Here is a 25436-nt window from a genome sequence, read left to right on the forward strand (position 1 = left end):
CTTGGGTGCGAAACGGTGGTTTCCTGCCGTGTCACCTCTCACGGATGGATCTTGTCAGCTGGTCCGGCGGCGACGCCGATGGGGCACAGGTGGCCGGGACGCTCCGGCCGCCTCTGTCCCGACGACCGGATTTGGATCATGTACTCCATCGCTCTGCTCGGCTGGTTCGGCGCCGCTCTGTCCATCGCTCTCCCCTGGCCCCAGGTCTGGCGTACCCTCGCCCGCGGCCGCACCAAGGGACTCTCCGCGACCGCCTGCTGGCAGGGCACGGCGATGCCGGTCGGCTGGATCACCTACGGCCTGCTGACCGGGGAGACGGTGCAGGTCGTGACCAACACCGTGACCGGTGTGGCCGGGCTCGCGGTGCTGGTGACGGTGCTGCTGAAGCAGAGCGAACTGCGCACCGGCCGCAAGCTGCTGATCAGCGCGGCCGGCGCGGCCGGAGTCCTCACGGCGGCGGCGGGCTGCGCCGTCGTCGGCGGCCCCCACGCCGCCGCGTTCCTGGGTGCGGTGCTGGCCGGCGCGGCCATCCTGGGCGCGATCCCCCAGCCGCTGTCACTGCTGCGCGACCGCAACCAGGACCTGGCCGGGCTGTCCCCGCTGCGCTGGTGGCTGGCGGCGTTCGCGTGCGGCTCGTGGTGCACGTACGGCCTGGCGACCGGCCAGCCCGCCGTCTGGCTGTCCGCCCTGACGGGCCTGGCCAGCGCCCTGATCGTGTGCTGGGTCCTGCTCACCGACCGTCGCTCCCGCGCCGCTGTCCCGGCAGTCGCCGTCCCTGCCACCGTCCCCGCCACCGTCGCCGTCCCGGCAGGCGTCGCCGTCCCGGCAGGCGTCGCCGCCGTCGCCGTCCGGACCGCGCGCAGCTCCGCCCGCGTTGTCCGCCCGGCCCGTGCGGCCGCGCCGGCCCTCTGCCCGACCAGGGCGGCCGCTCCGATGGCTGCCGCTCGCGTCGTCCATCCCGCCTCCGCCGCAGCCCGCCCGGTCTACGGCGCCGCACGAGCGACGCGGCCCCGGGCGGCGCGCGGCGTGGCCACCGTGCCCCACCCGTCCGAGGCCGCGACGATGGTCATGGTTCGGGAGCTCGCCCCGGCCTGACACCGGCGGGACTGTCAGCGGGTGGCCCGTCCCCACAGCGCGGGCCAGTCCCCGCCGCCGAGCCAGGACGACGGCACCAGCGCGCCGTGCGCGGCGATCCGCTCCCGGAATCCCTCCGGCTCGGCGCCCAGCTCGACGGCGTCCGGCCAGGCAGCCTGCCAGCGCTCGTCCTTGAGCGACGACTGCGGATAGCCCGGTAGCCGGACCCGCCGCCGGCCGGTCACCGCGGTAACCGGCCCCGCCGCGCCCAGGCCGCCCCACGACGTCACAGCGAGCACGCCCGCGCGCAGCAACTGCCGGGGCGGCCGTCCCGCCATCGCCTGGGCCAGCTCGGGTGCGTCCTCGCGCAGCAGGTGCCCGAGCGCCGCACGCAGGCGGATCGCCACCAGCTCCGCGTTGCGGGCCGGTGCGACCCGTGGCAGCCGGGCCACCTGACGCAGGGTCCGCGGGATCGGCACGTCCGCACCCAGCGGCGCGAGCTTGTCCCGCACCGCCGCGGGCATGCCCGCCACCACCTCCGACAGCGGCCGGCGCCCGCTCGCCTCCCACAGTTCCGCGATCGGCACCTCGGAGAGCAGGCGCCGGCAGCCACGGATCAGGGTCGCCGGACTGCTGCGCCGCAGGGCCACCAGCGCCGCCGGGCCCGGCTCGGCGCCGATCAGGGCGGCGAGCAGCGGCGACGGCGGCGGGGCGGCCTCGGCCAGCTCCCCGAGGCGGTCTCCCACCTCGGCGGTCAACCGGGCGGCCGGGGCCGGTCGCTGCGCCCGCCGCACCGGTACGGCCGGCAGCGGCTCGACCCCCGCGTCCGGCTCCTCACCGGCGGGCAGCGGCAGCGACGCGAGCCAGTCCAGAGTCCGCCGCCGCAGGTCCTCATCGGGTTCCTCGTTGAACCGCGCCTTCATCTCACCGATCCGCCAGCCGCGGCCGGTGAGCCGGAGCTCGACGTCGGCGACGATCCGCTCGTCGGCCCCGCGCAGGGCCACCAGCACCTGCCGGCCCAGCGCGGCGCCGTCCGCGTACTCGGGTCCGGCGATGCAGTTGCCCATGTAGCCGGCCCAGCGCGCGAGCTGCCGCCCGGTCCGCGCCACCTCGATCCGGAGGTCGGTGCCCGGCAGCAGGGTGCCGTCGGCGGTCTCGGCCGGGGCCGGGACGGCGAACCGGCCCGGCTGGGCCTCCGCGGCGGTGACCCCGGCGAGCAGGCCTCCGACGAGTTCCGCCCACGTGCGCGGGCGCGGGGCCACGGTTCCGCCGAGTTCGGCGAGCTGGGCGGTGCCGGCCGTGGCCGCTGCGACGGCGTCGAGGCGGGGCATCAGCGGGTCCTCGGGCGGGTCGGCTTCCGGATCCGCGTACGGGCCGAACTCGTCGATGACCAGCTCGGCGGCCGGGTTGCCGCGCAGCCGGGCCAGGGAGTCGGCCAGTTCGGCGTACCAGAAGAGGTCGCCGACCGTCTCCGTTTCCGCCGTCAGTTCGCCGGTGGCGTGTTCCCAGCCGGGCAGGCGTTCCGGTGAGAAGTAGCCGACCTGCTCACGCCACGGGCCGAGCCCGGTGGCGGCCCAGGCCTGACGGGCCGGGCGGGCTCTCTCGTCGTCGTGGAACCGGCTGTCGACGACATCGGCCCGGGCGTTCGTCAGGGCCAGCATGCCGTAGTCGCGGGCCAGGGCGAGCCGGTCACACACGTACCGGGTCTGTTTCGGGCTCAGCGGCCCGCCCACCGGAATTCGCCGCAGGTCCCGCAGGTAGCGGACCGGCCGCGACGGGTATTCGCACAGGCCGGGCACCGCCCGGCCCGCGTCGGTGGCCTCCCGCTTGGTGAGGGTGGCGATCGCGGCCGTGATCTCGTCGCTGTGCCGTCGCAGCGCCTCCGCGCAGCCGACGTCGACCGCCGACGTCGCCAGCCGGACGAGCACGGTCGCGGCCAGGGCGTCACTGAGCAGCCGCGCCGCGCGGGCCGACCATACGTCGGACGGGGGCTCCCACAGCGCGGCCTGGACCAGGGTCGGCTCGGCGCCGAACCGACGGCGCAGCCGCCGCAGGATCTCGTCGTGCTCGAACCGCTCGGCCCGGGCCCGCAGATCCTCGTGGCCCGCCGGGCGACGCTGGCCGGCGAGCAGCCGGTCTCGGCGCTGCCGGGCCAGCCCGGTCGCGCAGACCTGCTCCCACAGGTCGCTCAGCAGCCGGAGCCGGCGCGGCCCGGACAACGGGCCGAGGACACGGCCCAGGTGCGAGCCGACGACCGATGGCAAGCCGGACGGGAACGGGTCGATTCCCCGCGGCGCCCGCAGCGCGAGCAGCCGGACGAGCTGCTCGGGGCCGAGCAGGTCGGCGGCGGCCACGGCGTAGCGCAGCACCGGCCACCGGCCGGCAGTGATCGCGTCGAGGGCCGCTGCGGCCAGCGGTCTGGTCGCGTCCGGGCCGAAGAGCGCGACCAGCAGCGCCGGCGGTGGGCCCAGCCGGCCGGTGAAGCCGGGTACGGCCAGCGCGGCCAGCACCGCGTCCCGGCGATCCCCGGCACCGCCGTCGATCCGCGCCGACCGGTGTCCGGCCCCCAGGTCGACGTCCGCCCCGGCCGCGACCGCACCGCCCGCGGCGACCAGCTCCCCGAGCCGGGCCAGGACCTCGGCCGAGACGTCGGCGCTCGCCGCGGGACCCACCGCGACCGGCGTACCGGGTGCGAGCCGGGCCGGCTCGCGGGCCGGGCCGGCCACGAGCACGCGATGCCCGGGTTTCGGCCTGATACCGCCCGAGAGGATGACTCCCACCCGATCATGATGACCCCCGCGTCCACCGGAATACGCCCGCCGGTCTCCGGCCGATCGCTCATGCCCGCCCGCGGGCCGCCGATCAGGACCCGGACGGTTGACGAGACAGGAGTTCGACCATGCGCGGTTGGCTGCCGACCGGCGGCGGCTTGCGCGACGAGGACCGGGCACGTCGCCGCCGGAACCGCCTCATCGACCGGGATCGGCCGGCGGGACCTGACCACGCGTGCCCGCCGCCGACGATCGGCGGATGTCGTCGAGCAAGGCGGCCTGGCGCAGCGTCATGCCCGCCTGCTCGTCGCCCGCCCCGGCCACGGCCCTCGCGAAGGCCGTCAGGGTCAGTGCCACCTGATCCGCAGCCGGGAGCACGACCTCGCGGACCGTGGTGCCCTGCTCGACGCGGATGACCGGGCGGTGCGCCGCCGGCGGCGTGAATGCCCGGTCCACCACGATCCGGCCCTCGCTGCCGCACACCTCGTATCCCGAGCGGTAGCCGTGGTCGAGCCCGAAGGCCAGCTGCACGAGAACGCCGTCGGGGGTACGGGCCAGTGCCGCCCCGGAGGTGTCGACGTGGTCGCCGTCGCTGGACGTCAACGCGGCAGCCACGATTTCGAGCCGGGGGCCCAGCAGGTGCAGTCCCGCCCGTACCGGATAGACCCCGGTGTCCCAGAGCGCGCCCCCGCCCAGCTCCGCCCGGTGGCGGATGTCCCGCGCCGGACGGCGGGGGATCGTGAATTCGGTCCGCAGCGCACGAAGCTCGCCGATCGCTCCCCGGGCGATCAGCCCGAGCACCTCCACGTGCTGCGGATGGTGCACGAACATGACGTTCTCCATCAACACCAGGCCACGCTCGCGGGCGAGGGCGAGGAGGCCCTCGGTGCGGGTGCGGTCGGTGGTCAGCGGCTTCTCCGCCAGGACGTGCTTGCCGGCGTGCAGGGCTGCCTCCACCCATTCGGCGTGCAGCGCGGGCGGGACCGGCACGTAGACCGCCTGGACCTCCGGATCCGCGATGAGTCTCCGGTAGCCGGCGATCGCCCGGCACCCGAAGGGACGGGCGGTCTCCCGCGCTCTCCCGAGGTCGCGGCTCGCCACCGCGACCGGATCGACGTCGGCCGAGGCCGCCATGGCGGGCAGCAGGCGCCGCCGGGCGATGTCCGCGGTGCCCAGCACGCCGATGCGCAGCGGACCCATCAGAGGACCACCGCGCCGGTGGTCAGACAGGACAACAGCGTTCTCGCTTGGACGTTGACGTAGTGGCCGTGGCGCAGGAGCCCGGCGAGCCGGGCGGGCGTGACCCAGCGGAAGCCGGGCGGCGGATCGGCCCGGGCAGTCCGCTCGTCGGCCTCGACGAACAAATAGCGGCTCTCCGCGTTCAGGAAACGGCCGCCTTCCTCGGAGTGCACCGCCTCGTAGCGGATCCGGTCCGGCCCGGCTCCGAGGACGAGGTCGAGGAACCGCGGCCACCGGCCGGCGGGATGGTTGGCCGGCACACACTGTACGGTCGGCCCGAGCTCGACAGTGTTGAGGAAGCCGCCCTCCACCCGGGCGTTCACCAGTAGGTACGGGACGCCGCCGGACCGCCGGGTGAGGAACGCGCACACCCCGGTGCCGACCGGCTCGAACAGTGGCTGGTCCCAGCTCGCCACCTCGCGGTTGCCCGCCTGCACCGACGCCGCCACGACCCGGAAGAAGCGGCCGTCGGGACGTTCGATCGTGTCTCGCGTACGCTCCCAGCCGGTCAAGTCCCGCAGCGCGATCCGCTCGGCCCGCAGGCTGCGCCGGCTGCGCTCGGCGGTGATCCAGAACAGGTCGGCGTCCGAGTGGGCTGCCCCGGTCCCGTCCGGCGGTTCGGGCAGGCAGCCGAGGATGGTGCGCGCGTCCATGTTGATGACGTTGTCCTGGCGGAGCAGCTCGCCGATCTGGCCGAGGGTGAGCCAGCAGAAGTCGTCGTGGAGCGGGACGTCGCCGGTCACCTCGACGAGCATGTTGCGGTTCGCCTTGCGGAAGAACCACGAACCGTGTTCCGACTGGAGGACGTCGATCAGCGGGCGCCCGTACGCCGGATCGGTGAAGTACTCCAGGTACCGGACCGCGCCGCCCCGGTGCGCCTTCGTGTAGTTGCTGCGGGTGGCCTGCACGGTCGGGGAAAGCTGAAGGAGATTGCGGTTGCCCGGCTCCATCTTCGCCTGCATCAGCAGATGCAGGACGCCGTCGAACTCCTTGGCGAGCAGGCCGAGGATCCCGACCTCCGGCTGCACGATGACCGGCTGATGCCAGTGCTGCGCCGGGTCCTCGTCGACGGTGACCTCCAATCCCTCGACCGTGAAGAACCGGCCGCTGCGGTGCCGCAGGTTGCCGTCGGCCGGGCTGAAAGACCAGTCGCGCAGGTCGCTGAGCGGGATCCGGTCGACCCGGAACCGGTGGGCGTGCCGGCGCTCGCCGAGCCAGCCGGCGACGTCGGCGGTCGTGAGGTGCGCGCCCGACGTCCGGCGGACGGAAGCGTGGAGCCGCTCGGCCGGCCCGCCGGCGGTGCTCGTGCTCATCGGCCGCTCTCCCGTCGTCAGCCGTGCTCGCGGACGAAGGCGCGCACCGAGGAGATCACGTAGTCGAGCATCTCGTCGGTGAGCCCGGGGTAGACCCCGACCCAGAACGTCTGCCCGGTGACGATGTCGCTGTTGGTGAGGTCGCCGGCGACCCGGTAGGCCTGGCCCGCGTACGCCGGCTGGCGGGTGAGGTTGCCGGCGAACAGCAGCCTCGTGCCGATCCGGCGGTTCTCGAGGAAGTTGATGAGCGCGGACCGGGTGAACGGCGCGCCGGGCTCCACCGTGATGACGAAGCCGAACCAGCTCGGGTCGCTGCGCGGCGTCGCCTCCGGCAACACCAGATGGGGTACGCCCGCCAGGCCCTCCCGCAGGCGTTGCCAGTTGCGCCGGCGGGCGGCGCAGAAGTCGTCGATCCGGGCGAGCTGGCTGAGTCCCAGGGCGGCCTGGAGGTCGGTCGCCTTCAGGTTGTAGCCCACGTGGGAGAAGATGTACTTGTGGTCGTAGCCGGCCGGCAAGCCGCCGAGCCGGTAGTCGAATCGCTTGAGGCACTTGTTGCTCTCCCCGGGCTCGCACCAGCAGTCGCGGCCCCAGTCCCGCAGCGATTCGACGATGCGGGCCAGCGCGAGGTCCGCTGTCAGGACGCAACCGCCCTCCCCCATGGTCAGGTGGTGCGCGGGATAGAAGCTGACGGTGCTCAGGTCGCCGAAGGTGCCGGTGAGCCTGCCGTCGTAGGTGGAGCCGACCGCGTCGCAGTTGTCCTCGATGAGGAACAGGTCGTGCTCCTGGGCGAGCTGGGCCAGCTCGGCGGCCGGGAACGGGTTGCCGAGCGTGTGCGCCAGGATGATCGCCCGGGTACGCGGGCCGACGGCCCGCGCGATCCGCTCCACAGTCGTGTTGTACGTCCCGAGCTCGATGTCGACGAACACCGGCACCAGGCCGTTCTGCAGGATCGGGTTGACCGTGGTCGGGAAGCCCGCGGCGACGGTGATCACCTCGTCGCCCGGGCGCAGCCGCCGTTCCTCCAGCAGGTGTGAGGTGAGCGCGGTGACGGCCAGCAGGTTCGCCGAGGAGCCGGAGTTGGTCAGATGCGCCTTGCGCCGCTGCATCTTGCGGGCGAAGGCCGACTCGAAACGGCGTGAGCTGGCCCCGGCCGCGATCCGCATCTCCAGTGCCGCCTCGACCAGGGCGACCCGGTCGTTCTCGTCCAGGACCGCCCCGGACGGCCAGATCTCGGTGACCCCGGGAACGAAACCCTTGGTGTCCTGAGTGTCCTGATGGAACTTGCGGACCTCGTCCAGCAGCAGTTGCTTGTGCACGCTCATTGCCACACCTCACTGTCGTTCGGTCGGATGCCCGCGGTCACGAGGGTGTCCCGCAGCGATTCGTCCAGCCCACGCCGTGGCTTCCAGCCCAGCAGGGTCCGGGCCAGGGTGATGTCCGCCTGTTGCCATTCGATGGCGGAGCGCACCGCCGCCGGCGGATCGAGCTCCTCGATCCGGACCGGCAGGTGGCTGAGCCGCACCAGCCGGTCGACGAGATACCGGACCGCCACCGCTTCTCCGCGGGCCACGTTGACGACCCGGGAGGCGACGTCGGGCCGGGGCGCCCGCGCCGCGGCCAGGACGGCCTCGGCGACGTCCCGCACGTCGACAAAGTCCCGGCGAGCCCGCAGGGGCGCCAGCCGTAAGGGCTCGGGTGGTCCGGCAGCCCCCGCCTGTCTCGCCAGATGGGCCGCGACGGCTCCGAGCAGGCTCTGTGGCGGCGTGCCCGGGCCGCAGGCGTTGGCCACCCGCAGCACGACCGCGTCGAGCCCGCCGGCCGCGGCGTCGAGCACGCCGCGGGTGCCTTCGAGCTTCGTCCGCCCGTAGGCGCCGGCGGGTCGCGGCTCGCGGCTCTCCACGATCCCGGTTCCGGGCGGCACCGGCCCGTACTCGTGCACGCTGCCCAGGTGGACGAGCCGGGCCGGCGGTTCCGACGACCCCAGGACTCCGGCCAGCCGCCGTACGAAGGTGCCGTTGAGTTCCTCCATCCGGCGCTCGTCGTCCTGCCACACCACTCCGGCGGCGTTGACGACGATCGCCGGCCGGTAGGTCGCCAGGAGCCGGCTTAACTGTCGTGACCCGGCCCCGGCGAGGTCGAGGGCGGCCCACGTGCCGCCGGGCTCCGCCGACGGCCGGCGCGACACCCGGACGACGGTCACTCCCGCCGATGCGAAGGCCGCACATATGTGCCGCCCGAGGAATCCGCCGGCGCCGAGGACCATCGCGGGGCCGGAGGTCATTGCTGCGCCGCCCGGTCCTTCGCCTGCTTCCACCAGTCCGGGTTGTCGCGGTACCAGGCGACCGTCTCGGCCAGGCCCACCCCGAACGGCGTCCGTGGGGCGTACCCCAGCTCCTCACGGATCTTCGTGTCGTCGATGGAGTAGCGCAGGTCGTGCCCTTTGCGGTCGGCGACCCACCGGACCGCCGACCAGTCCGCCCCGCAGAGGCGCAGCAGGTGGTCGGTGATCTCCCGGTTCGAGTACTCGTTGCCTCCGCCGACGTTGTAGACCTCACCGGCGCTGCCCCGGCGGAGCACGAGCTGAATGGCCCGGCAGTGGTCGTCGACGTGCAGCCACTCGCGCCGGTTGCCGCCGTCACCGTAGAGCGGGAGCGGCCGGCCCTCCAGCAGGTTGGTCACGAACAGCGGGATCAGTTTCTCCGGGTACTGGTAGGGCCCGTAGTTGTTGGAGCAGCGGGTGATCGACAGATCGAGTCCGTGCGTGTGCCAGTAGGAGCGGGCGACGAGATCGGCCGAGGCCTTCGAGGCCGCGTACGGCGAGTTCGGCCGGATCGGACAGTGTTCGTCCCACGAGCCGGAGTCGATGGTGCCGTACACCTCGTCGGTGGAGACGTGGACCACCCGTTCGATGCCGGTCCGCAGGCACGCGTCCAGCAGCGTCTGGGTGCCGAGCACATTGGTCCGGTAGAAGTTGGCCGCGGACTCGATGGAGCGGTCGACGTGCGACTCCGCGGCGAAGTGCACCACCGCGTCGTGGCCGGGCAGCAGCTCCAGCAGCAGCGGCAGGTCACAGATGTCGCCCTCGACGAGCTCCAGCCGGCCGGTGCCGAGCGGGATGCTGGCGCGGTTCCCGGCGTACGTGAGCTTGTCGAGCACGGTCACCGCGGCCTGCTCGTGGTCCTCATAGCCGCCGGCCACGAGAGTCCGCACGTAGTGCGACCCGATGAACCCGGCGCCCCCGGTCACCAGCAGCCTCATGCGAGCCCCGCCAGGGTGGGCACGATCTCCGCCGGGGCGGGCCGTGAGAGCATCTCGTCGCGCAGCTTCCGGGCTCCCGCACGCGTCCCCTGGCCGGTCAGCGCCTCGACGACCGCGGCGCGGATCGCCGGCACGTCGGCCTCCTGCGGGGAGAGGCTGACCCCCGCACCGGCCCGGGCAAGCTGAACGGCGTTGAGGGTCTGGTCGGCGACGCCCTGAGCGATGACCACTTGCGGCACGCCGGCGACGAGCGCCGTGAGGAGGGTTCCGGCGCTCGCGGTGTGCACGATCGCTGCGCACGTCGGCAGCAGCAGGTTCAGGGGCACCTGGACCACGCGTACGCCCGCCGGCGGCGTACCGAGCAGGCGGCGGTCCTCGTCGCCGAGCGCGACGAAGACTTCGATGTCGAGGGCCTCGAGCGCCTCCAGGATCCGCGGCACCAGGAAACTCTCCGGACCCATGAACAAGGTCGTCGCGGCGCTCCAGGTCACACAGACCCGGGGGCGGGCCGGCGGTTCGAGCAGCCAGGCCGGCACCGGCCCGGGGCCGTTGTAGGGCACGTGGCGCACGGGTATCCGGTTCGGCAGGTCCGGGAGCTGCATGGCGTCCGGGCACGGGTCGACGATGCCATCGGCGAAGTCGGCGGCCGGCTCGACGCCGTGCCGCTGGAAGAGCTCGGTGAGCCCGGCCGGCCAGCTCGCGCGGACGTCGGTGCCGGGGCGCACGCCCGAGCCGGGATGGCCGAACTGCCGGGACACGTCCGGCCCCCACAAGTGGCGGACCAGCGGCGCACCGGCGGCGGCCGCGGCCAGCGGGGCCGCGAACACCAGCGGGTCGGCGACCACCACCTCCGGGCGCCAGGCGCGGGCCAGCGAGACCAGGCCGTCCGCCATGGCCGCGGCCACCTTGAGGTGCATGTCGAACGAACCCGCCTTGAAGCGCCGGGCGTCCTCCGGCGCGAGGGCGCGGATCTGGTCGGTGGTCGGCACCCGGCCGAACTCGCGCACGGCGAAGTCACGGAACTGGGCGATCCCGTCCTGGAAGTCGAAACCCGGGCCGAGGTCGACACCGGTGAGACCGGATTCGTGGACGGCGCCGAGGACGGCGGGCTGGCCGGCCACCCGCACGTCGTGTCCCGCGGACCGGCACGCCCACGCCAGCGGCACGAGCGGCAGGTAGTGGCTCGGCCACGACAGCGGAACGAACAGGAATCTCATCAGCATCTCCTCGACGTGTCGCCGTGACGGCAGATGGAAAGCGGCCGACGCCGGATGCGTGGCGCGCCCATCATCGGCGGCGACCTTCCAGGATCGCTCGAGCCGCGGTGCCACGAGCGACCCTCGGCGCATCCTCGACCGGACGGGGAGATCCTTGCGCCCGACGTGACCGCGGTCGCGGGTCGCGGGACCGGAAGGAGTAGGCGTGAGACCGTCCAGCCTCTACCTGCAGGCCGTGGGCACCTATCTGCCCCCGAACCGACTGAGCCCCGGGGACATCACCGATCGGGACTGGTACGGCGACGAGTCGCCGGAGCGGAGCGTGAGCGGCATCGGGATCGCCGAGGGAGCCGCACCGATCGACCTGGCCCTGGATGCCGCGCGCCAGGCCTTCACCCGGGCCGGGCGGCGACCGGCCGAGATCGACCTGCTGATCCACTCGGCCCTGCTGTGGCAGGGTTCCGAGGAGTTCTCCGTCGTCGGCTACCTGCTCCGGCAACTCGGCGCGGGTTACACCGACGGGCTGGAGATCCAGCAGGGCTGCAACGGCCTGCTGTCCTCCATCTACGTCGCCGCCGGCCTGCTGGCCCTGCGCCCCCGCGGCGGCACGGCGCTGCTCACGACCTCGCTGAACGCCACGTCGCCGTGCATCGACCGGTGGCGCAGCGCCGGGCCCGGGATCGTGCTGGGCGACGGTGGCGCGGCGGTTCTGCTCGACACCGGGCGGGGCTTCGCCCGGGTGGAGGCGGTCAACTCGCTGATGGATCCCGAGCTGGAGGGGATCCACCGGGGCGACCGCTCGTTGCACGAACCGGCGGAACCGGTACGGCCGCAGTTCGACGTCCTCAGCCGGATGCAGGAGTTCCTGGCCGGCTCGGAACGGGGCCTGCCGGAGATCGGGGCGAGCCTGTCCAAGATCGTCAGTACGGTCATGCAGGAGACGATGTCCGAGGCCGGCCTGGAAGCCGACCAGCTGTCCCGGATCGCGTTCACCAACGTGGAACCCGGCATGATCGAGACCCTGGTGATGAATCCCCTCGGTCTGCCGCTGTCCCGGGCGACCTGGGACTACGGCCGCACCATCGGGCACGTCGGCGCCTGCGACCAGTTCCTGTCGCTGGACCACCTGCTGACCACCGGTCAGCTCGCGGTGGGTGACCACGTCATGCTCATCGGCGGCTCGGCCGGGTACTGCGTCAGCGCGGTCATCATCACCATCCTGGAGATTCCGCAGTGGGCCACGGCCGTCCGGCCGGAGGACCGGGCCGATGGAGTTTGATCTGAGCCCCGAGCAGCGCAAGCGCGGCACCGAGATCCGGGAGAGCGCGCGGGAGCTCGACAGGCTGCGAGCGGGCCGCAATCCCGGTGCGCATTTCGAGCGGGCCGACTGGTCCGCGGTCGCCCGGGCCGGGCTGACCGGTTCCTGCCTGCCCGTCGAGTACGGCGGCGGTGGCCTCGGCGCACTGGACACCGCACTGAGCCTGGAGGCGTTCGGCGAGGGCTGCACGGAGCTGGGACTGCCCTTCGCGGTGGCGGCCCACCTGCTCGCCTGTGCCGTCCCGATCCGCGACTTCGCGGACCCCCGGATCCGGGGTGATCTGCTGGCGGGTCTGGCCGCCGGCTCGGTGATCGCCGCGAACGCGATGACCGAGGACGAAGCCGGCTCGGACATCGTCTCGCTGACGACGACGGCGGTTCCGGACGGCAACGGGTACGTGCTCACCGGGGAGAAGTCGTTCGTCAGCAACGGCCCGCTCGCCGATGTCTTCGTCGCGTACGCGGTCACCGACCCGGCCGCCGGTTTCCTCGGTCTCAGCGGCTTCGTCGTCCCCCGGGACCTTCCCGGCGTCGAGGTCGGTCCGCCGATGGAGAAGATGGGCCTGCACGGCTGTCCGGCATCGCGGGTGCGGTTCGACGGCTGCCGGATACCGGCCGGCCACTGCCTGGGTGAGCCCGGCCAGGGCACGGCTGTCTTCCACCACTCGATGCTCTGGGAGCGGGCCTGCCTCTTCGCCATCTACCTGGGCCAGATGCAGCGCCAGCTCGACCGGTGCGTTCAGCGCACGCGTGACCGCCGGCAGTTCAACCAGAAGATCGGCAGTTTCCAGGCGGTGTCCCACCGGATCGCGGCGATGGCCCAGCGGCTGGCCGGGGCCCGCCTGCTGCTGTACCGCGCCTGCTGGGCGATCGATCAGGGTCGCGCCGACGTCGCGGCGACCGCCATGGCGAAGGTCGCCGTGTCGGAGGCCGCGGTGGCCAACAGCCTGGACGCGATCCAGCTCTTCGGCGGCGCCGGCTACCTGGTGCCGACCGGGATCGAACAGCAGCTGCGCGACTCCGTCCCGAGCACGATCTTCTCCGGCACCACGGAGATCCAGCGAGAGCTGATCGCCACGGAGGTCATGCTGTGAGACCGCTGCCCGGGATCGGCCTGCACCGGCTGCTGCTCGATTCCGCTCGCCGGCACCCCGGCCGGGACGCCGTCGCGGACCAGACCGGTCACGCCACGTACGAGCAGGTGAACCGGCTGGCCGACGCGCTCGCCGGACAGCTCGCCGCGGCGGGCGTGGAGCCGGGAGACCGGGTCCTGATCTGGGGGGACAAGTCCGTGGCCGTGGTCGCCGCCATGCAAGCGGTGCTGCGGCTGGGTGCCGCGTACGTCCCGGCGGACGGCACCGCTCCGGTGGGCCGGGTCGCCTTCATCGCCCGCGACTGCACCGCGGCGGCGGCCTTCGCCGACCCGCAGAGCCTGGAACCGCTGAGGGCGGAGCTTGATGCCGCGGTGCCCTGCCTGGCCCTTCCGGCGCCCGGCGAGACGATGCGGGCCGGGAGCCGTCCCCCGGTCGACGCGGAGGTTGCCGGCGACGACCTGGCCTACATCCTGTACACCTCCGGTTCGACCGGTACACCCAAGGGCGTCTGCATCAGCCACCGCAACGCCCGGGCGTTCGTCGACTGGGCGGTCGCCGAGCTCGGCGCCGCGCCGGACGACCGGTTCGCCAACCACGCACCGCTGACCTTCGACCTGTCGGTGCTGGACCTGTACGTGTCCTTCGCCGTGGGAGCGGCCGTGGACCTGGTGCCGGCCGAGCTCGCGTACGCACCGCGACAGCTGGTGGACTTCCTGTACGAGCGGCGGATCAGCGTCTGGTACTCGGTCCCGTCCGCGCTGACGTTGATGGCCCGCGAGGGGCTGTTCGACCGGCCCGCCCCGCCGTCGTTGCGGGCGGTGCTCTTCGCCGGCGAGCCGTTCCCCATCGCGCAGGTGCGTCGACTGGCCGCTTGGACCGGCGCACGGCTGTTGAACCTGTACGGGCCCACGGAGACCAATGTCTGCACGTTCCACGAGGTACGCCCGGCGGATCTGCGCCGGGACCGTCCGGTGCCGATCGGCACGGCGTGCAGTGGCGACAAAGTGTGGGCGCGCCGGCCGGACGGCACCCGGGCCGCGCCGGGTGAGCAGGGCGAACTGGTGGTCGACGGGCCGACGGTCATGCTGGGCTACTGGGGAGGCCCGCCGCAGCACGGGCCGTACCCTACCGGCGACATCGTCGAAATGCGGCCCGACCTGGCGTACGACTACATCGGACGCCGCGACCACATGGTGAAGATTCGCGGCCACCGCGTCGAACTCGGTGAGGTGGAGTCCGTGCTGGCGTCTCATCCCGACGTGGAGGAGGCCGCCGTCATCGTCGTCGGCGAGGGTGCGACCGCTCGTCTCGAGGCGTACGTGGTGCCGGTGGCCGGGCGCGCGCCCGGGCTGCTCGCTCTCAAACGACACAGCGCGGAACGTCTCCCGCGATACATGATCGCCGACGCCCTGCACCTGGTCGGTGACCTGCCGCGGACCCGGAACGGGAAGGTCGATCGCGGCGCCCTGCTCGAACAGGTAGCCATTAAGGAGAACGTGTCATGACCGACGACCGCACCGCAGCGGAGATCACCGAGCAGTTGCTCGATTTCATCCGGGACCGGTTCCTCGACGGCGACCTCGGCCGGGAGCTCAGCGAGACCACGCCGTTGCTGCAATGGGGCGTGCTGGACTCGCTGAAGACGGCCGTGCTGCTGAACTTCATCCGTACGCAGTTCGACGTCGTCGTTCCGGCGGCCCAGGTCAGCGCCCGCAATCTCAAGGACGTGCGCAGCGTCGCCGCGATGATCCACAGCTCACCCGCCCCGGCCCGGCAGGACGGGACGTGAAGGCCCTCGTGCTGGCCGGCGGGTACGGCACCCGGCTGCGCCCGATCAGTCACACGATGGCCAAGCAGCTCGTGCCGATCGCCAACAAACCGGTGCTGTTCTACGGCCTGGAGGCCATCCGCGACGCGGGCATCACCGACGTGGCCGTCGTCGTCCGCTCCGGACACGACATCGAGGAAGCGGTCGGCGACGGAGCGGAGTTCGGCCTGCGGGTGCGCTACCTGCGTCAGGAACAGCCGCTGGGGCTGGCGCACACGGTCCGGATCGCGGCCGGCTTCCTCGGCGACGACGACTTCCTCATGTACCTGGGCGACAACGTGGTCCAGTCCGGCGTCACGGCGATGGTGCGCGAGTTCGAGGCCACCCGCCCGGCGACGTTGTTACTGGTCGGGTCCGTGGACCGCCCGCAGGAGTACGGCATCGCGGAAGTCGACGACGCGGGGAGGGTGATCCGCGTCGTCGAGAAGCCGCTGGAGCCGGCCGGCAATCTGGCCCTGGTCGGGGTCTACCTCTTCAGCCGGGAGGTCCACGAGGCGGTCCGGGCGATCCAGCCCGGCCGCCGCGGCGAACTGGACATCGCGGATGCGGTCCAGTGGATGATCGACCGGGGCCACACCGTCCGCGCCGCGCGGGTCGAGGGGTTCTGGCGCGACACCGGCCAGGTCGACGACCTGCTGGCCTGCAACCGCAGTGTGCTGGACACGCTCGAGACGGCGATCCACGGCAAGGTCGACGACGAGAGCCGGCTGCGCGGCAGCGTGGTGCTCGCCACCGGCGCTCAGCTCGTCCGCTCGGTTGTCGACGGGCCCGCGGTCATCGGCCCGGACACCGTGGTCGTGGACAGTCATCTCGGCCCGTACACGTGTGTGGGGGCCGACTGCCTGCTGGAGAACACCGGCGTACGCGACTCGATCGTGCTCGAGGGAGCCTCGATGCGCGGCGTCCGGGAGGTCAGCGGCTCGCTCATCGGGCGCCGCGCCCGGGTGGACGGTTCCCCGACCGGCACCCACCGCCTGGTCGTCGGCGACCACAGCGCCGTCTCGGTCGCCGCGTCGCCGGAACTCCCCTGACAGAAGCCGACGTCCTGGCCCCGGTTTCCCGGAGCCAGGACGTCGGCGTGCGGTCAGTTGCCGAGCAGTGCCACCGCCCGGGTCCATCCCGCTCCCGCGCCGGTGATCTTCACGGGCAGGCAGGAGACGGTGAAGCCCGTCGCCCGCGGCAGAGCGGCCAGGTTGCTGAGCCGCTCGATCTGGCAGAACTCGCGTTCCCGGCCGGCGAAGTGGGCGGGCCACAACACCGACCGGTCCCGGCCGGCGCGGAACTTCTCGATCATGTAGCCGAACGGCGCGTCCAGGCTGAAGGCGTCGGTGCCGATGACCCGGACCCCGAGGTCGAGCAGGAGGTTGGTCGCCGCGCCGTCGAGGCCGAGGAAGTCGGTGAAGTACTTCGGCGTGCCGGCCAGGCGGTCGGCGCCGGTGCGCAGCAGCACGATGTCCAGCGGCTGCGGGGTGTAGCCGATCTCCTCGAAGGCCGCGGTGAGCCGTTCGGCACCGACCGTGCCCACCGGCTCGGCGCTCAGGTCGAGCAGCACGCCGGGCCGCAGGAACCAGTCGAGCGGCATCTCGTCGATGTGCCGGGGAGTCCCGTACGCCGCCGTGGAGCCGTAGTGCGAGGGCGCGTCGACGTGCGTGCCCGTGTGTGTCGTCAAGGTCAGCGTATCGAGGGTCAGCAGCTCGCCGTCCGGCAGCTCCGCCGGGTCGAACTCCACGTTCCAGTTCTCGCGCATCCGCTGGGCCATGTGGGCGGCACCGTCGGCCGCGGACATGATCTCGTGCGTCACGGTGTTCGGTTCCCAGCCGGACGCGTCGATCGGCGACGACAGATCCACTATGCGCATGTCACTCCTCCAGGCTGGATCATCGGGTCTCCCCCGTCCCCGAACCGGCGGGGACCTCGGAGGTGCGGGTCGCGAAGGACATCGCGCTGAGCGCCGTGCCGAGCTCGGCGAGCGGGCCGACGCCGGCCAGATACCCGTCCGGCCGGATCAGCGCGTACCGGGCGGCCGCAAGTCCGAGATCCGCGCGGAGCCGCCCACCGGGATCCGCGAGCGGATGCGGGCCGCGGTCGCCGTGCTCGGTCACTGCCCGCACGGAGACGGCGTCGCTCCAGGTGGTGTCGACGTCCGTCAACGGGCCCTCCCCCGGGCCTTCCGCCGGTACGCCGAGCAGCGTCCAGCGTGGGTCGGTCAGCTCTTCGCACAGGGAACGCCAGCCGGCGCTGTCCCGGGCCGTGCCCCCGTCGCACTCGACACGGTGCCCGGCCGCAATCCGCCCGGCCGACCCGGCCAGGCTGAGCGGGCCGTCGCCGTAGTGCAGGGTGAGCCCGCAGAACCCGCGGATCATCTTGCCCTCGATGCGCCGCTTGAGCGGGGTGATGCGGCGCACCACGGCCAGGCCCGCCGGTACGAGCACCGGAGCAAGCACGTTGCGCAGCGCCACCAGAGCGGTAGCGGTCCGGGTGGAGTGCAGCAGGGCGGCACCGACCGGCATCCGCTCCGCGTCGTAGGAGTCCAGCACTTCCTCCGTCGCCTGCCCGCGCACCACGGCGGCCAGCTTCCAGCCCAGGTTGTACGCATCCTGTATGCCGGTGTTCATGCCCTGGCCCGAGGCCGGGCTGTGCACGTGGGCGGCGTCGCCGGCCACGAAGCAGCGCCCGGAGTGCATCCGCTCCACCATCCGCTGCTGCACGGCGAAGACCGAGACCCAGGTCGGCGCCTCGGCGTGCACCGGGCGGCGCAGGGCGGCCCGGAGCTTTCCGGTCAGGCGCACCCGGACCGATTCCCAGTCCTGCTCGCCGTGAGCGTCGGCGGTGTCGATGATCCGCCACTTCCCGGCTTCGGGGAACGGCACCAGCAGGATGCCGCCGTGCCGGGTCTGCAGCAGGTGGTTGCTGTCCGGCGGAAGGTCGACGTCGAGGACCATGTCGGCGTTGAGCCAGGTCTCGCTGGCATCGCCGATGAGGCGCAGCCCGAGTTGCTTACGCACCACGCTGTGGGCCCCGTCGGCGCCGACGAGCCACGGCACCGTGAACTCTTCGTCCTCACCACCGGGCTTGCTCAGCTGCACGGTCACCCGATCGCCGTCCTGCTGCAGGGACGTGAGGCGGACGCCGTACTCGATGTCCACCCCGTGCCGGCGTACGGCCGCCCGCATGCCTTCCTCGGTGACCACCTGGTCGAGCATGAGGCTGAAGGGAAAGCGGGTAGGCATGGCCGTGTAGTTGGTGTCGAACCGGACCAGTGTCCGGCCGTCGCGGTGCAGCGTGAAGTGCTCCACCCGCCGGCCTCGCGGAAGCAGGTCCGGCAACACCGCCATCTGGTGCCACAGCTCCAGGGTCCGGGCGTGCACGGCCAGGGCCCGGCTGGTGGTCGCGGGGGCCTCAGCCGCGTCGACCAGCCGCACCCGGATCCCGCGGCGGGCCAGCTCGTGGGCGGCGGTGAGCCCGACCGGGCCCGCGCCGACCACGAGCACGTCGGCCTCACGCATCGTGGGCCTCGGCGAATCGTTTGGCCAGATTGAGCGTCATCACGCTGTTCCCACCGAGGGCGTTGCGCACCGTTGTCCGGGCGGCGCCGGCCCCGGCGCCCTCGCCGAGCACCGCGCCGAAGGCAGCCTCGTTGAGGACCACGTCGTGCCGGGAGCTGACCACCAGGCCGTCGACCGTCTCGCGTATCGTCCACTCGCCGACGTGCACGGTCATCAGGGGTGGCGTGACGACCTGCTTGTAGACGATCCGCCCCTGCTCCGGGAAGCAGATCCGCACCGATTCGGTGGTGTGCACCGAGCCGTCCCGGGCCCTGGTGCGCATCCGCATGGACTGGATGCCGGGCACGTCCTCGCGCAGGTCCATCTCCACGACGTGTCCGAGCCGGTCCGGCCACTTCTTCGCCTGATAGAGGAAGTCGTACACGGCTGCGGAGGGAGCCTGGATCCGTACCGAATCCGTGAAGGAGAGAGTGAGTTCGTCCTGCCGGTCGCGGTTCTCGGCCAGGGCCTTGATATCCGCGAGCTCCACGGTGGAATTCTTGTCGATCACCCCGTTGATCCACTCCACCCCGGCGGGATCGTCGTCGACCGCGTCGAAGTGGTGGTGGAAGGTCACCCGGGTGCGGTTGTCCGCATGCGGGTCCAGCACCCATTCCCCGCTCATCGCCGCCACCGGCGGGGTGGAGACCTCCTGGCGGAACGCGATGCGGTGCCGCCGCGGATCGAGGTCGCGCCGCGACGTCCAGGTCTTCACCTCCCCGCCCGCGGTGGCCCAGATCCGCAGCCGCTCGCTGGTGTCGTCGATCGCCGTGCGCTCCACGTGGATCGACGGGGTGAAGTGCAGCGGCCAGTCGGTGGCCTCGGCGATGATCCGGTAGACCACGTCCGGGGGTGCGTCGATCTCGGTCACGTGGCTCGTGTGGTGTCGTTCGGGTCGGGTCACTGCTGGTCGCCCTTCTCTCCTCGTGAGCGCTCGCCCGCCGGCGCCGCGCTGATCAGTAGCTGCTCAGGCCCCCGCAGACGTTGAGTGCCTGGGCGGTGATCGACGCGGCGGTGTCGGTGGCCAGGTAATCGACGAGACCGGCCACCTCGTCGGGGGTGGAGTAGCGGCCCAGCGGGATCTTGTCGTTGAACCGGCCGAGCACGTCCTCCTCGGTGGTGTTCCACGTGGTCGCGTAAGCCTGCCGGACCCGCACCGCCATCGGGGTCTCCACGTAACCCGGGCACACGGCGTTGACCGTGATGCCGGTCTTGGCCAGCTCCTTGGCCAGCGCCTTGGTGAAACCGATGACGCCACTCTTGGCGGCCGAGTAGGGGGCGCCCAGCGGTACGCCCTGCTTGCCACCGGTCGAGGCGATGTTGATGACCCGTCCGGTGGGTGCCGTGCCCATCTTCCCGTCGGTGAGCACAGCCCGGGTCACCAGGAAGACGCTGTTGAGGTTGGTGTCGATGACGTCGTACCAGAGCTCGTCGGTGATCTGCGCGGTCACCCCGCCGCCGTTGCGGCCGGCGTTGTTGACCAGCACGCTGATCGGGCCGTACCGGTCGACGGCCGTCCGGACGAGGCGCTCGACGGACTCGCGGGAGCGCACGTCGGCCGGGCTCCCGTCCACCTCCAGGCCTTGCGCCCGCAGTTCCTTGACGGTCGCGGTGACGTTCTCGGCAGTCCGGGCGCAGAGGAAGACGCGCATGCCGCGGGCGGCCAGCCGTCTGGTCACCTCCAGGCCGATGCCGCTGGTCGCCCCGGTGACCAGGGCGGTCGGGGCCGGGCCGGCGTTCATCGGGGCTCTTCGGTGAGCGTGGCCTTGACCTGGGCGGGAGTCGCGGCGAGCAGTTCCCGGATCTCCGGCCGGGGATGCGCGGCGGCCCAGGCCGCGACCTGCTTCATCTTGGCCTCGGTGGGGCTGATGAACCGCACCTCCGGCCGGTCGAGGTCCAGCTGCGGGAACATCCAGTCCGAGGACCGGATCTGCTCCAGGAGCGTGTCAGCGGCCGCCTGCGCGTCCAGGTCGCCCTCGTGGACCGCCTGGCAGTAGTTGTCGAGCTCGGTGAACAACCCGGCGTAGAAGTCGGTCGGCCACCACAGTCCCGGGTACTTGGTGTCGTCCAGCCGGCGGCAGTAGGAGTCGTCACCGGTCTTCTTCGTCATCCCGAGGGCGTTCACGAAACGCTTGCCCCCGATGGCACTGGCCGCGACCCAGGTGCGGAAGACCGCGTTCCAGAGGTCGTAGTTGGCGAACGAGATGAACGAGCAGTCGACGAGCTTGTCGTTGTAGTCGAGCAGTCCCTGCTCCAGCTCCTCGACGTAGGCGAACCGCTCGTGGGAGAAGTCGTCGGCGCGCAGAGCGTCGATGAGCCGCCAGGAGAGGGTGTTGATGATCTCGCAGGTGTTGGAGAGGCCGCGGGAGAAGAGCGGGTCGATGAACCCCGCCGCGTGCGACATCAGGCACCAGCGGTGCCCGATGGTCTGCCGCGACGAGTACTGCATCCGGTCGGTGCTGATCCATTCGCGGACGCTGCGGGCGTTGGCGAGTTGCCGCTTGACCGCGGGGAACCGGTTGGCGTGTTTGAAGAACTCCTCCTCAGGGCTGAGCCCCTTCTCCATCGGATACCGGCGGGGGTCGAGCTGGAGCCCGACGCTGCACAGCGGGTTGGTCGCGCCGGGGTGGTTGTTGAACGGGATGATCCACATCCAGCCCCGCTCGAACATGTGGTGCATGGTGCCCTCGTTCCAGGGCACCGGCGGGCGGTCCGCCGGCCCGTGCCGGAGGTGGTCGTCGATCGGGTCCACACCGACCATGTGCGTGAATATCGACCGGGCGTGGTGCTTGAGCCGGCTGGGGTTCTCGCGCAGATCGAGCTGGCGGGCCAGGGGTGAGCGGAAGCCGCTGGCGTCGACCAGATAGCGGGCGGTGTAGGACGTTCCGTCCGCACCCACCACGGTCACCGCGTCCGGCTGCAGGTCGATGGAGTCGACCCGGTAGTTCTGCCGGGCGTCGCAGCCGTACTTGACCGCCGTGTGGAACATGTACGCGTCGGTGTCCTGGCGGAAGAAGTGCGCGGCGTTGCCGGTGACCTCGAGCAGTTGGAACATGTTGGTCTCGCGCGGGTCGGGCTCCTCGCCGTCGCGATGGATCATGAAGCCGAAGTTGCTCTTCTTGCCGTGCGAGCCGCCGACGTTCTTCATCACGTCGGCGAAACTGCCCAGGTGGCCGATCTCGGGTACGCCGTACCGGTCGGCGATCAGCTTGAGCAGGAACAGCGTCTGCCCGATGGTCGACTCACCGACCGCGAAGCGGGGGTGTTGCGTGCCGTCCAGAAGCAGGACCCGGAACTTGTGGCGAGCCAGGATGGCGCCCAGCATCGTTCCGGACAGACCTGTCCCGATGATCACTACGTCGTACGGCTTGTTGTCGTCGCGCTGCATGACACCGTGCCTTTCTCTTTGTCGGGCGCCGGGCCGGGGCGTCGCGCCCCGGCGGGCGCTACTGGGAGTGGAGCCTGCTGCCGCTCGCTCCGATCAGGCCCGCGTTCGCCGTCTGCCGCAGGTCCTCCTCGGCGGTCTGCTCGATGTTGCGGACCGCGACGCGCAGCAACGGCGGCGCCATCAGCGAGGTGACCACCGCGACCAGCACGATGATCGTGTACGTCGTGGGAGTCAGGACCCCGAGCCGCAGGCCCACCATGGCCACCACGATCTCGACGACGCCGCGGGCGTTCATGCCCGCGCCCAGGGCCAGGGCCTCCCACCGGTTGAGGCCGCTCAGCAGCGCCCCGGCGAACGCACCGACGAACTTGCCGACGATCGCCACCAGCAGCACGACCACGGCGGTGAGCAGCACGCCCCAGGTGCCGAGCGCCCCGAGATCGACCCGGAGCCCCGCGGTGGCGAAGAAGATCGGGGCCAGGACCGCCATCACGACGGTGCGCAGCGGCATGAGCCGCCCGCGGTCCAGGTCGCGGTTCGTACCGACGAGGATGCCGCCGATGAAGGCGCCGAACACCGCCTCGAGGCCCATCGCCTGGGTGGCCGCCCCGCTGAGCACGATCACGATCGTCGCGAGGGCGATCGGTGGCCCGGGTTCCCCGGTGCGGCCGGCCCAGCCCATCACCCGACCCACGACTGGGCGGCCGATGACCAGGGCCATCACGCCGACGAGAGCCAGGTAGCCGACCGACGACAGCCAGTCCTGGGTGCGCAGCCCGGTCGTGGCCATCGCCGACACCACCGACAGCAGGACCCAGCCGACCGCGTCGTCGGCCATGCCGGCGGCGAGGGTCAGCTGGCCGACGTTGCGGTGCACCAGGTTCATGTCCGCGAGCGTCTTCGCGATCACCGGGATGGCGCTGACGCACATCGCCGTGCCGAGGAACAGCGCGAAGACCGTCGGCTGCGTCCCGCCGGACAGCAGGGAGCGGGGCACCAGGAATCCGGTGGCGATGCCGAGGGAGAGCGGGATGACCAGTCCGAACGCGCTGATCCGGGCGGCCGTCAGGCCCTGCCGGCGCACCATCCCGAGGTCGAGCTCGATGCCGGTGACCCCGACCAGCAGCAGCACGCCGAACGAGCCGACGGAATCGAGCAGGTGGAACTGCTCCCCGCCGGCCGGGAACAGCCACCGGGACAGGTCCGGCGCGGAGTTGCCCAGCACAGTGGGACCGATGAGCAGGCCGGCCGTCAGTTCACCGACGAGGGCCGGCATCCGCAGCCGCATCGCCAGGCGGCCGAGCACCACGGCGAGCAGCAGGAGCAGGCCCACCTGCAACAGCAGCAGGAGCAGGGAGTGGGCGGGAATGGGCGCAATGATGGGCATGGTCGCTCCGGAGGAGGTCGGGTCAGCCTTCGGCGGCGACCGTCATGGCCGCCAGTCCCGGTTCGTCGTCGACCGGCCAGTGGCCGTACTGCCGGCGCCAGTACATGAGCGCCCCACGGTCCTCGGCGGTGTGACCGCCGTCGACGATGGCCCCGATGACCACGTGGTGATCACCCGCCTCGATCGACTCCACCACCCGGCACTCGGCGAAGGCCACGGTGTCGAACGGCAGCCAGGGCAGGGCACCGCGGCGGCTCGGCTGCCAGACGACCGAGGTGAAACGGTCGGTGATCGGGGACGCGAACAGCGAGGAGGTGGTCTCGCGATGGGCCTGCAGCACGTTGACGATGAACGCCCCGCGCTCCAGCAGGGCCTTCAGCACCCGGCTGCGGTTGTTGAGGCAGACCAGCAGCAATGCCGGCGTCTGGGAGACGCTGCATGTGGCGCTGCAGGTCACGCCCAGCGGCTGACCGTCGTCGTCCAGCGTGGTGACGACCGCGACACCTGAGGGCAGAGCCCCCATGATGGTGCGGAAGGTGACGTCGTCCACGCAGTCGGCCGCCGTTGCGGTGTCGAGAAGGATCCGGGTGCGCGCGGTCATCACCACGTCACCGGCAGCGCGTCCAGGCCGTACACGGAGGCGTCGGCCTTGATCGGGAGGTCCTCCGCGGCGACCGCGAGCCGCAGGTCCGGTACGCGGGCCAGCAGCGTCCGGTACGCGATCTCCAGTTCTGCCCGGGCGAGGTTCTTGCCGAGACACTGGTGCGGACCGGCGCCGAAGCCGAGGTGCCGGGCGGTCGGGCGCCGGATGTCGAACGTTCCCGGCTCGGGATAGGCCGCCGGGTCGTGGTCGGCCGCCGCGCCGAGCACCAGCAGGCCGTCGCCTGCGCGGATCGTCGTGCCGGCGAGCTCCAGGTCGGCCTTGGCCACCCGGGCGGCGGTGGCGGCGTCCGCGATGGAATGCAGCCGCAGGAGTTCTTCGACGGTGTTGCCCAGCAGCGACGGGTCCGCGCGCAGGGCGGCGAGTTGCGCGGGATGCGACAGCAGGGTGGCGACGCCGAGGGAGATCATGTTGGCGGTCGTCTCGTGCCCCGCGACCAGCAGTAGGTAGGAGACGCCGAGCAGTTCGTCGTGCGTCAGCTCGGCGGCCTGGCCGCCACGGCCGTGGGCCAACCGGCCGATCAGGTCGTCGGTCGGCTGCCGCCGCTTCTCGGAGATCAGCTTGTCCAGGTAGTTCCGGACGTCCTGGACCGCGGCGCCACGTTCCTGGGGATCACGCGACTGCGAGACCGCCACCCGCGTGCGGGACTGGAAGAACTCGTGGTCCTCGTACGGGACGCCGAGAATCCGGCAGATCACGATGGACGGCACCGGCAGCGCGTACGCCTCGACCAGATCGATCGGGGGCCGGCCGCGCAGCATGTCGTCGATGAGGCCGTCCACCGCCGCCTGGATCGCCGGCCGGAGCCGTTCCACCCGCTCCGCCGTGAACTCCCCGGCCAGCAGCCGGCGGAACCGGGTGTGCTCCGGGGCGTCCATGTCGACGAAGAAGCCGGCCGGCCGGTTCATCTTCGGACCGCCGTCGTCGATGAACGGCGAGCCCTCGCTCTCCGTCTGCGAGCTGACCCGGGGGTCGGTCAGCGCGGCGCGCGCCTCGGCGTGCCCGGTCACCGCCCAGACCTCCTGACCGTTGGTGAGCCGCACCTTGGCGACGGGACACCTGGCCCGCAGGCGTTCGTATGCGGCGGGTGGCCCGATCAACGACTCACGCCGCATGGGGAAGGTCGGTGTTCCCCCGTGCTCTTCACTCATCTGCGATTCGCTCCTCGGCCGAGTGCTGCCCGGCGTTGCGCGGCGGCCCGGCCGTCCGCGGGGTGGACCGGCCGAGCATCACAACGGCGTCCGGAGGGTGGCTCGAGGATCGGCGGAGAACGCGCACGACCAACGGACCTCGACGCTCTCTCGAGCGGGGAAGGCAACTGTCGGACCTCGACGGCCGCAAGCG

Annotated in this window: 21 protein-coding genes; 6 read left to right on the forward strand and 15 right to left on the reverse strand. The window is 72.1% G+C overall.

Features of this window, described 5'->3' with window-relative positions; genetic code table 11:
* Positions 1-138 precede the first annotated feature (138 nt).
* Entirely contained in the window at positions 139-1095 is a 957-nt protein-coding gene (locus ACWEOZ_RS04720; protein ID WP_451909403.1) for a SemiSWEET transporter, read from the forward strand.
* Positions 1096-1109: 14 nt separating this feature from the next.
* Here ACWEOZ_RS04720 and ACWEOZ_RS04725 read toward each other — a convergent pair whose 3' ends face one another.
* The 7 genes from ACWEOZ_RS04725 to ACWEOZ_RS04755 all read right to left on the reverse strand — a co-directional run bounded on the left by ACWEOZ_RS04725 (position 1110) and on the right by ACWEOZ_RS04755 (position 10872).
* The gene (locus tag ACWEOZ_RS04725; RefSeq protein WP_451909404.1) at positions 1110-3854 is read right to left on the reverse strand and encodes a hypothetical protein; all 2745 of its coding nucleotides are present in this window, start codon (positions 3852-3854) and stop codon (positions 1110-1112) included.
* 189 nt (positions 3855-4043) lie between these two features.
* Complete coding sequence (locus ACWEOZ_RS04730) at positions 4044-5045, reverse strand: Gfo/Idh/MocA family protein (protein WP_451909405.1); 1002 nt, start codon at positions 5043-5045, stop codon at positions 4044-4046.
* A complete protein-coding gene (locus tag ACWEOZ_RS04735) occupies positions 5045-6397 on the reverse strand; it encodes an NDP-hexose 2,3-dehydratase family protein (protein ID WP_451909406.1) in 1353 nt (450 codons plus the stop codon). Before ACWEOZ_RS04735 ends, ACWEOZ_RS04730 begins: the two co-directional genes overlap by 1 nt.
* Positions 6398-6414: 17 nt before the next feature.
* Entirely contained in the window at positions 6415-7719 is a 1305-nt protein-coding gene (gene rfbH, locus ACWEOZ_RS04740; RefSeq protein ID WP_451909407.1) for a lipopolysaccharide biosynthesis protein RfbH, read from the reverse strand.
* A complete protein-coding gene (locus ACWEOZ_RS04745) occupies positions 7716-8678 on the reverse strand; it encodes an NAD-dependent epimerase/dehydratase family protein (protein ID WP_451909408.1) in 963 nt (320 codons plus the stop codon). Before ACWEOZ_RS04745 ends, rfbH begins: the two co-directional genes overlap by 4 nt.
* On the reverse strand, positions 8675-9655 hold the full coding sequence (rfbB, locus tag ACWEOZ_RS04750; protein ID WP_451909409.1) for a dTDP-glucose 4,6-dehydratase: 981 nt from the start codon (positions 9653-9655) through the stop codon (positions 8675-8677). Before rfbB ends, ACWEOZ_RS04745 begins: the two co-directional genes overlap by 4 nt.
* Entirely contained in the window at positions 9652-10872 is a 1221-nt protein-coding gene (locus tag ACWEOZ_RS04755; RefSeq protein ID WP_451909410.1) for a nucleotide disphospho-sugar-binding domain-containing protein, read from the reverse strand. The genes rfbB and ACWEOZ_RS04755 overlap by 4 nt, the downstream gene beginning before the upstream one ends.
* A gap of 205 nt (positions 10873-11077) precedes the next feature.
* On the opposite strand from ACWEOZ_RS04755, the gene ACWEOZ_RS04760 reads away from it, so the two are divergent.
* From ACWEOZ_RS04760 to ACWEOZ_RS04780, 5 genes are read left to right on the forward strand one after another with little or no spacing between them, the layout of a single operon-like run.
* The gene (locus ACWEOZ_RS04760; RefSeq protein WP_451909411.1) at positions 11078-12151 is read left to right on the forward strand and encodes a ketoacyl-ACP synthase III family protein; all 1074 of its coding nucleotides are present in this window, start codon (positions 11078-11080) and stop codon (positions 12149-12151) included.
* Positions 12141-13283 carry an acyl-CoA dehydrogenase family protein gene (locus ACWEOZ_RS04765; protein ID WP_451909412.1) on the forward strand — a complete coding sequence of 381 codons (1143 nt, stop codon included), beginning with the start codon at positions 12141-12143 and terminating at the stop codon, positions 13281-13283. Before ACWEOZ_RS04760 ends, ACWEOZ_RS04765 begins: the two co-directional genes overlap by 11 nt.
* Positions 13280-14788 carry an amino acid adenylation domain-containing protein gene (locus tag ACWEOZ_RS04770; protein ID WP_451909413.1) on the forward strand — a complete coding sequence of 503 codons (1509 nt, stop codon included), beginning with the start codon at positions 13280-13282 and terminating at the stop codon, positions 14786-14788. Before ACWEOZ_RS04765 ends, ACWEOZ_RS04770 begins: the two co-directional genes overlap by 4 nt.
* Entirely contained in the window at positions 14785-15072 is a 288-nt protein-coding gene (locus ACWEOZ_RS04775) for a hypothetical protein (RefSeq protein WP_451909414.1), read from the forward strand. Before ACWEOZ_RS04770 ends, ACWEOZ_RS04775 begins: the two co-directional genes overlap by 4 nt.
* A complete protein-coding gene (locus tag ACWEOZ_RS04780) occupies positions 15069-16142 on the forward strand; it encodes a glucose-1-phosphate thymidylyltransferase (protein ID WP_451909415.1) in 1074 nt (357 codons plus the stop codon). Before ACWEOZ_RS04775 ends, ACWEOZ_RS04780 begins: the two co-directional genes overlap by 4 nt.
* A gap of 53 nt (positions 16143-16195) precedes the next feature.
* Here the strand turns inward: ACWEOZ_RS04780 and ACWEOZ_RS04785 are convergent, their stop codons facing one another.
* From ACWEOZ_RS04785 to ACWEOZ_RS04820, 8 genes are read right to left on the reverse strand one after another with little or no spacing between them, the layout of a single operon-like run.
* The gene (locus ACWEOZ_RS04785) at positions 16196-16969 is read right to left on the reverse strand and encodes a cyclase family protein (protein WP_451909416.1); all 774 of its coding nucleotides are present in this window, start codon (positions 16967-16969) and stop codon (positions 16196-16198) included.
* Positions 16970-16988: 19 nt separating this feature from the next.
* Positions 16989-18617: an FAD-dependent oxidoreductase gene (locus tag ACWEOZ_RS04790; RefSeq protein WP_451909417.1), complete on the reverse strand. Its 1629-nt coding sequence runs from the start codon at positions 18615-18617 to the stop codon at positions 16989-16991.
* Positions 18610-19560, reverse strand: a complete 951-nt coding sequence (locus tag ACWEOZ_RS04795) for an aromatase/cyclase (protein WP_451909418.1) — start codon at positions 19558-19560, stop codon at positions 18610-18612. The genes ACWEOZ_RS04790 and ACWEOZ_RS04795 overlap by 8 nt, the downstream gene beginning before the upstream one ends.
* A gap of 52 nt (positions 19561-19612) precedes the next feature.
* Entirely contained in the window at positions 19613-20398 is a 786-nt protein-coding gene (locus ACWEOZ_RS04800; RefSeq protein ID WP_451909419.1) for an SDR family NAD(P)-dependent oxidoreductase, read from the reverse strand.
* A complete protein-coding gene (locus ACWEOZ_RS04805; protein WP_451909420.1) occupies positions 20395-22044 on the reverse strand; it encodes an NAD(P)/FAD-dependent oxidoreductase in 1650 nt (549 codons plus the stop codon). The genes ACWEOZ_RS04800 and ACWEOZ_RS04805 overlap by 4 nt, the downstream gene beginning before the upstream one ends.
* Positions 22045-22102: 58 nt before the next feature.
* Positions 22103-23431 carry a cation:proton antiporter gene (locus tag ACWEOZ_RS04810; RefSeq protein WP_451909421.1) on the reverse strand — a complete coding sequence of 443 codons (1329 nt, stop codon included), beginning with the start codon at positions 23429-23431 and terminating at the stop codon, positions 22103-22105.
* 22 nt (positions 23432-23453) lie between these two features.
* On the reverse strand, positions 23454-24032 hold the full coding sequence (locus ACWEOZ_RS04815; protein ID WP_451909422.1) for a flavin reductase family protein: 579 nt from the start codon (positions 24030-24032) through the stop codon (positions 23454-23456).
* Positions 24032-25243, reverse strand: coding sequence for a cytochrome P450 (locus tag ACWEOZ_RS04820; RefSeq protein WP_451909423.1), 1212 nt, complete (start codon positions 25241-25243; stop codon positions 24032-24034). Before ACWEOZ_RS04820 ends, ACWEOZ_RS04815 begins: the two co-directional genes overlap by 1 nt.
* Positions 25244-25436: the final 193 nt, after the last annotated feature.

This window comes from Actinoplanes sp. NPDC004185 (genome assembly GCF_053603475.1).

Excerpts from the sequence above, each read along its gene's own strand:
- rfbB (WP_451909409.1), bottom strand. The coding sequence starts at position 9,655 with ATGAGGCTGCTGGTGACCGGGGGCGCCGGGTTCATCGGGTCGCACTAC.
- ACWEOZ_RS04805 (WP_451909420.1), bottom strand. The coding sequence starts at position 22,044 with ATGCAGCGCGACGACAACAAGCCGTACGACGTAGTGATCATCGGGACA.
- ACWEOZ_RS04745 (WP_451909408.1), bottom strand. The coding sequence starts at position 8,678 with ATGACCTCCGGCCCCGCGATGGTCCTCGGCGCCGGCGGATTCCTCGGG.
- ACWEOZ_RS04800 (WP_451909419.1), bottom strand. The coding sequence starts at position 20,398 with ATGAACGCCGGCCCGGCCCCGACCGCCCTGGTCACCGGGGCGACCAGC.
- ACWEOZ_RS04720 (WP_451909403.1), top strand. The coding sequence starts at position 139 with ATGTACTCCATCGCTCTGCTCGGCTGGTTCGGCGCCGCTCTGTCCATC.
- ACWEOZ_RS04735 (WP_451909406.1), bottom strand. The coding sequence starts at position 6,397 with ATGAGCACGAGCACCGCCGGCGGGCCGGCCGAGCGGCTCCACGCTTCC.
- rfbH (WP_451909407.1), bottom strand. The coding sequence starts at position 7,719 with ATGAGCGTGCACAAGCAACTGCTGCTGGACGAGGTCCGCAAGTTCCAT.
- ACWEOZ_RS04730 (WP_451909405.1), bottom strand. The coding sequence starts at position 5,045 with ATGGGTCCGCTGCGCATCGGCGTGCTGGGCACCGCGGACATCGCCCGG.
- ACWEOZ_RS04815 (WP_451909422.1), bottom strand. The coding sequence starts at position 24,032 with ATGACCGCGCGCACCCGGATCCTTCTCGACACCGCAACGGCGGCCGAC.
- ACWEOZ_RS04790 (WP_451909417.1), bottom strand. The coding sequence starts at position 18,617 with ATGCGTGAGGCCGACGTGCTCGTGGTCGGCGCGGGCCCGGTCGGGCTC.
- ACWEOZ_RS04820 (WP_451909423.1), bottom strand. The coding sequence starts at position 25,243 with ATGAGTGAAGAGCACGGGGGAACACCGACCTTCCCCATGCGGCGTGAG.
- ACWEOZ_RS04810 (WP_451909421.1), bottom strand. The coding sequence starts at position 23,431 with ATGCCCATCATTGCGCCCATTCCCGCCCACTCCCTGCTCCTGCTGCTG.
- ACWEOZ_RS04765 (WP_451909412.1), top strand. The coding sequence starts at position 12,141 with ATGGAGTTTGATCTGAGCCCCGAGCAGCGCAAGCGCGGCACCGAGATC.
- ACWEOZ_RS04755 (WP_451909410.1), bottom strand. The coding sequence starts at position 10,872 with ATGAGATTCCTGTTCGTTCCGCTGTCGTGGCCGAGCCACTACCTGCCG.
- ACWEOZ_RS04775 (WP_451909414.1), top strand. The coding sequence starts at position 14,785 with ATGACCGACGACCGCACCGCAGCGGAGATCACCGAGCAGTTGCTCGAT.
- ACWEOZ_RS04785 (WP_451909416.1), bottom strand. The coding sequence starts at position 16,969 with ATGCGCATAGTGGATCTGTCGTCGCCGATCGACGCGTCCGGCTGGGAA.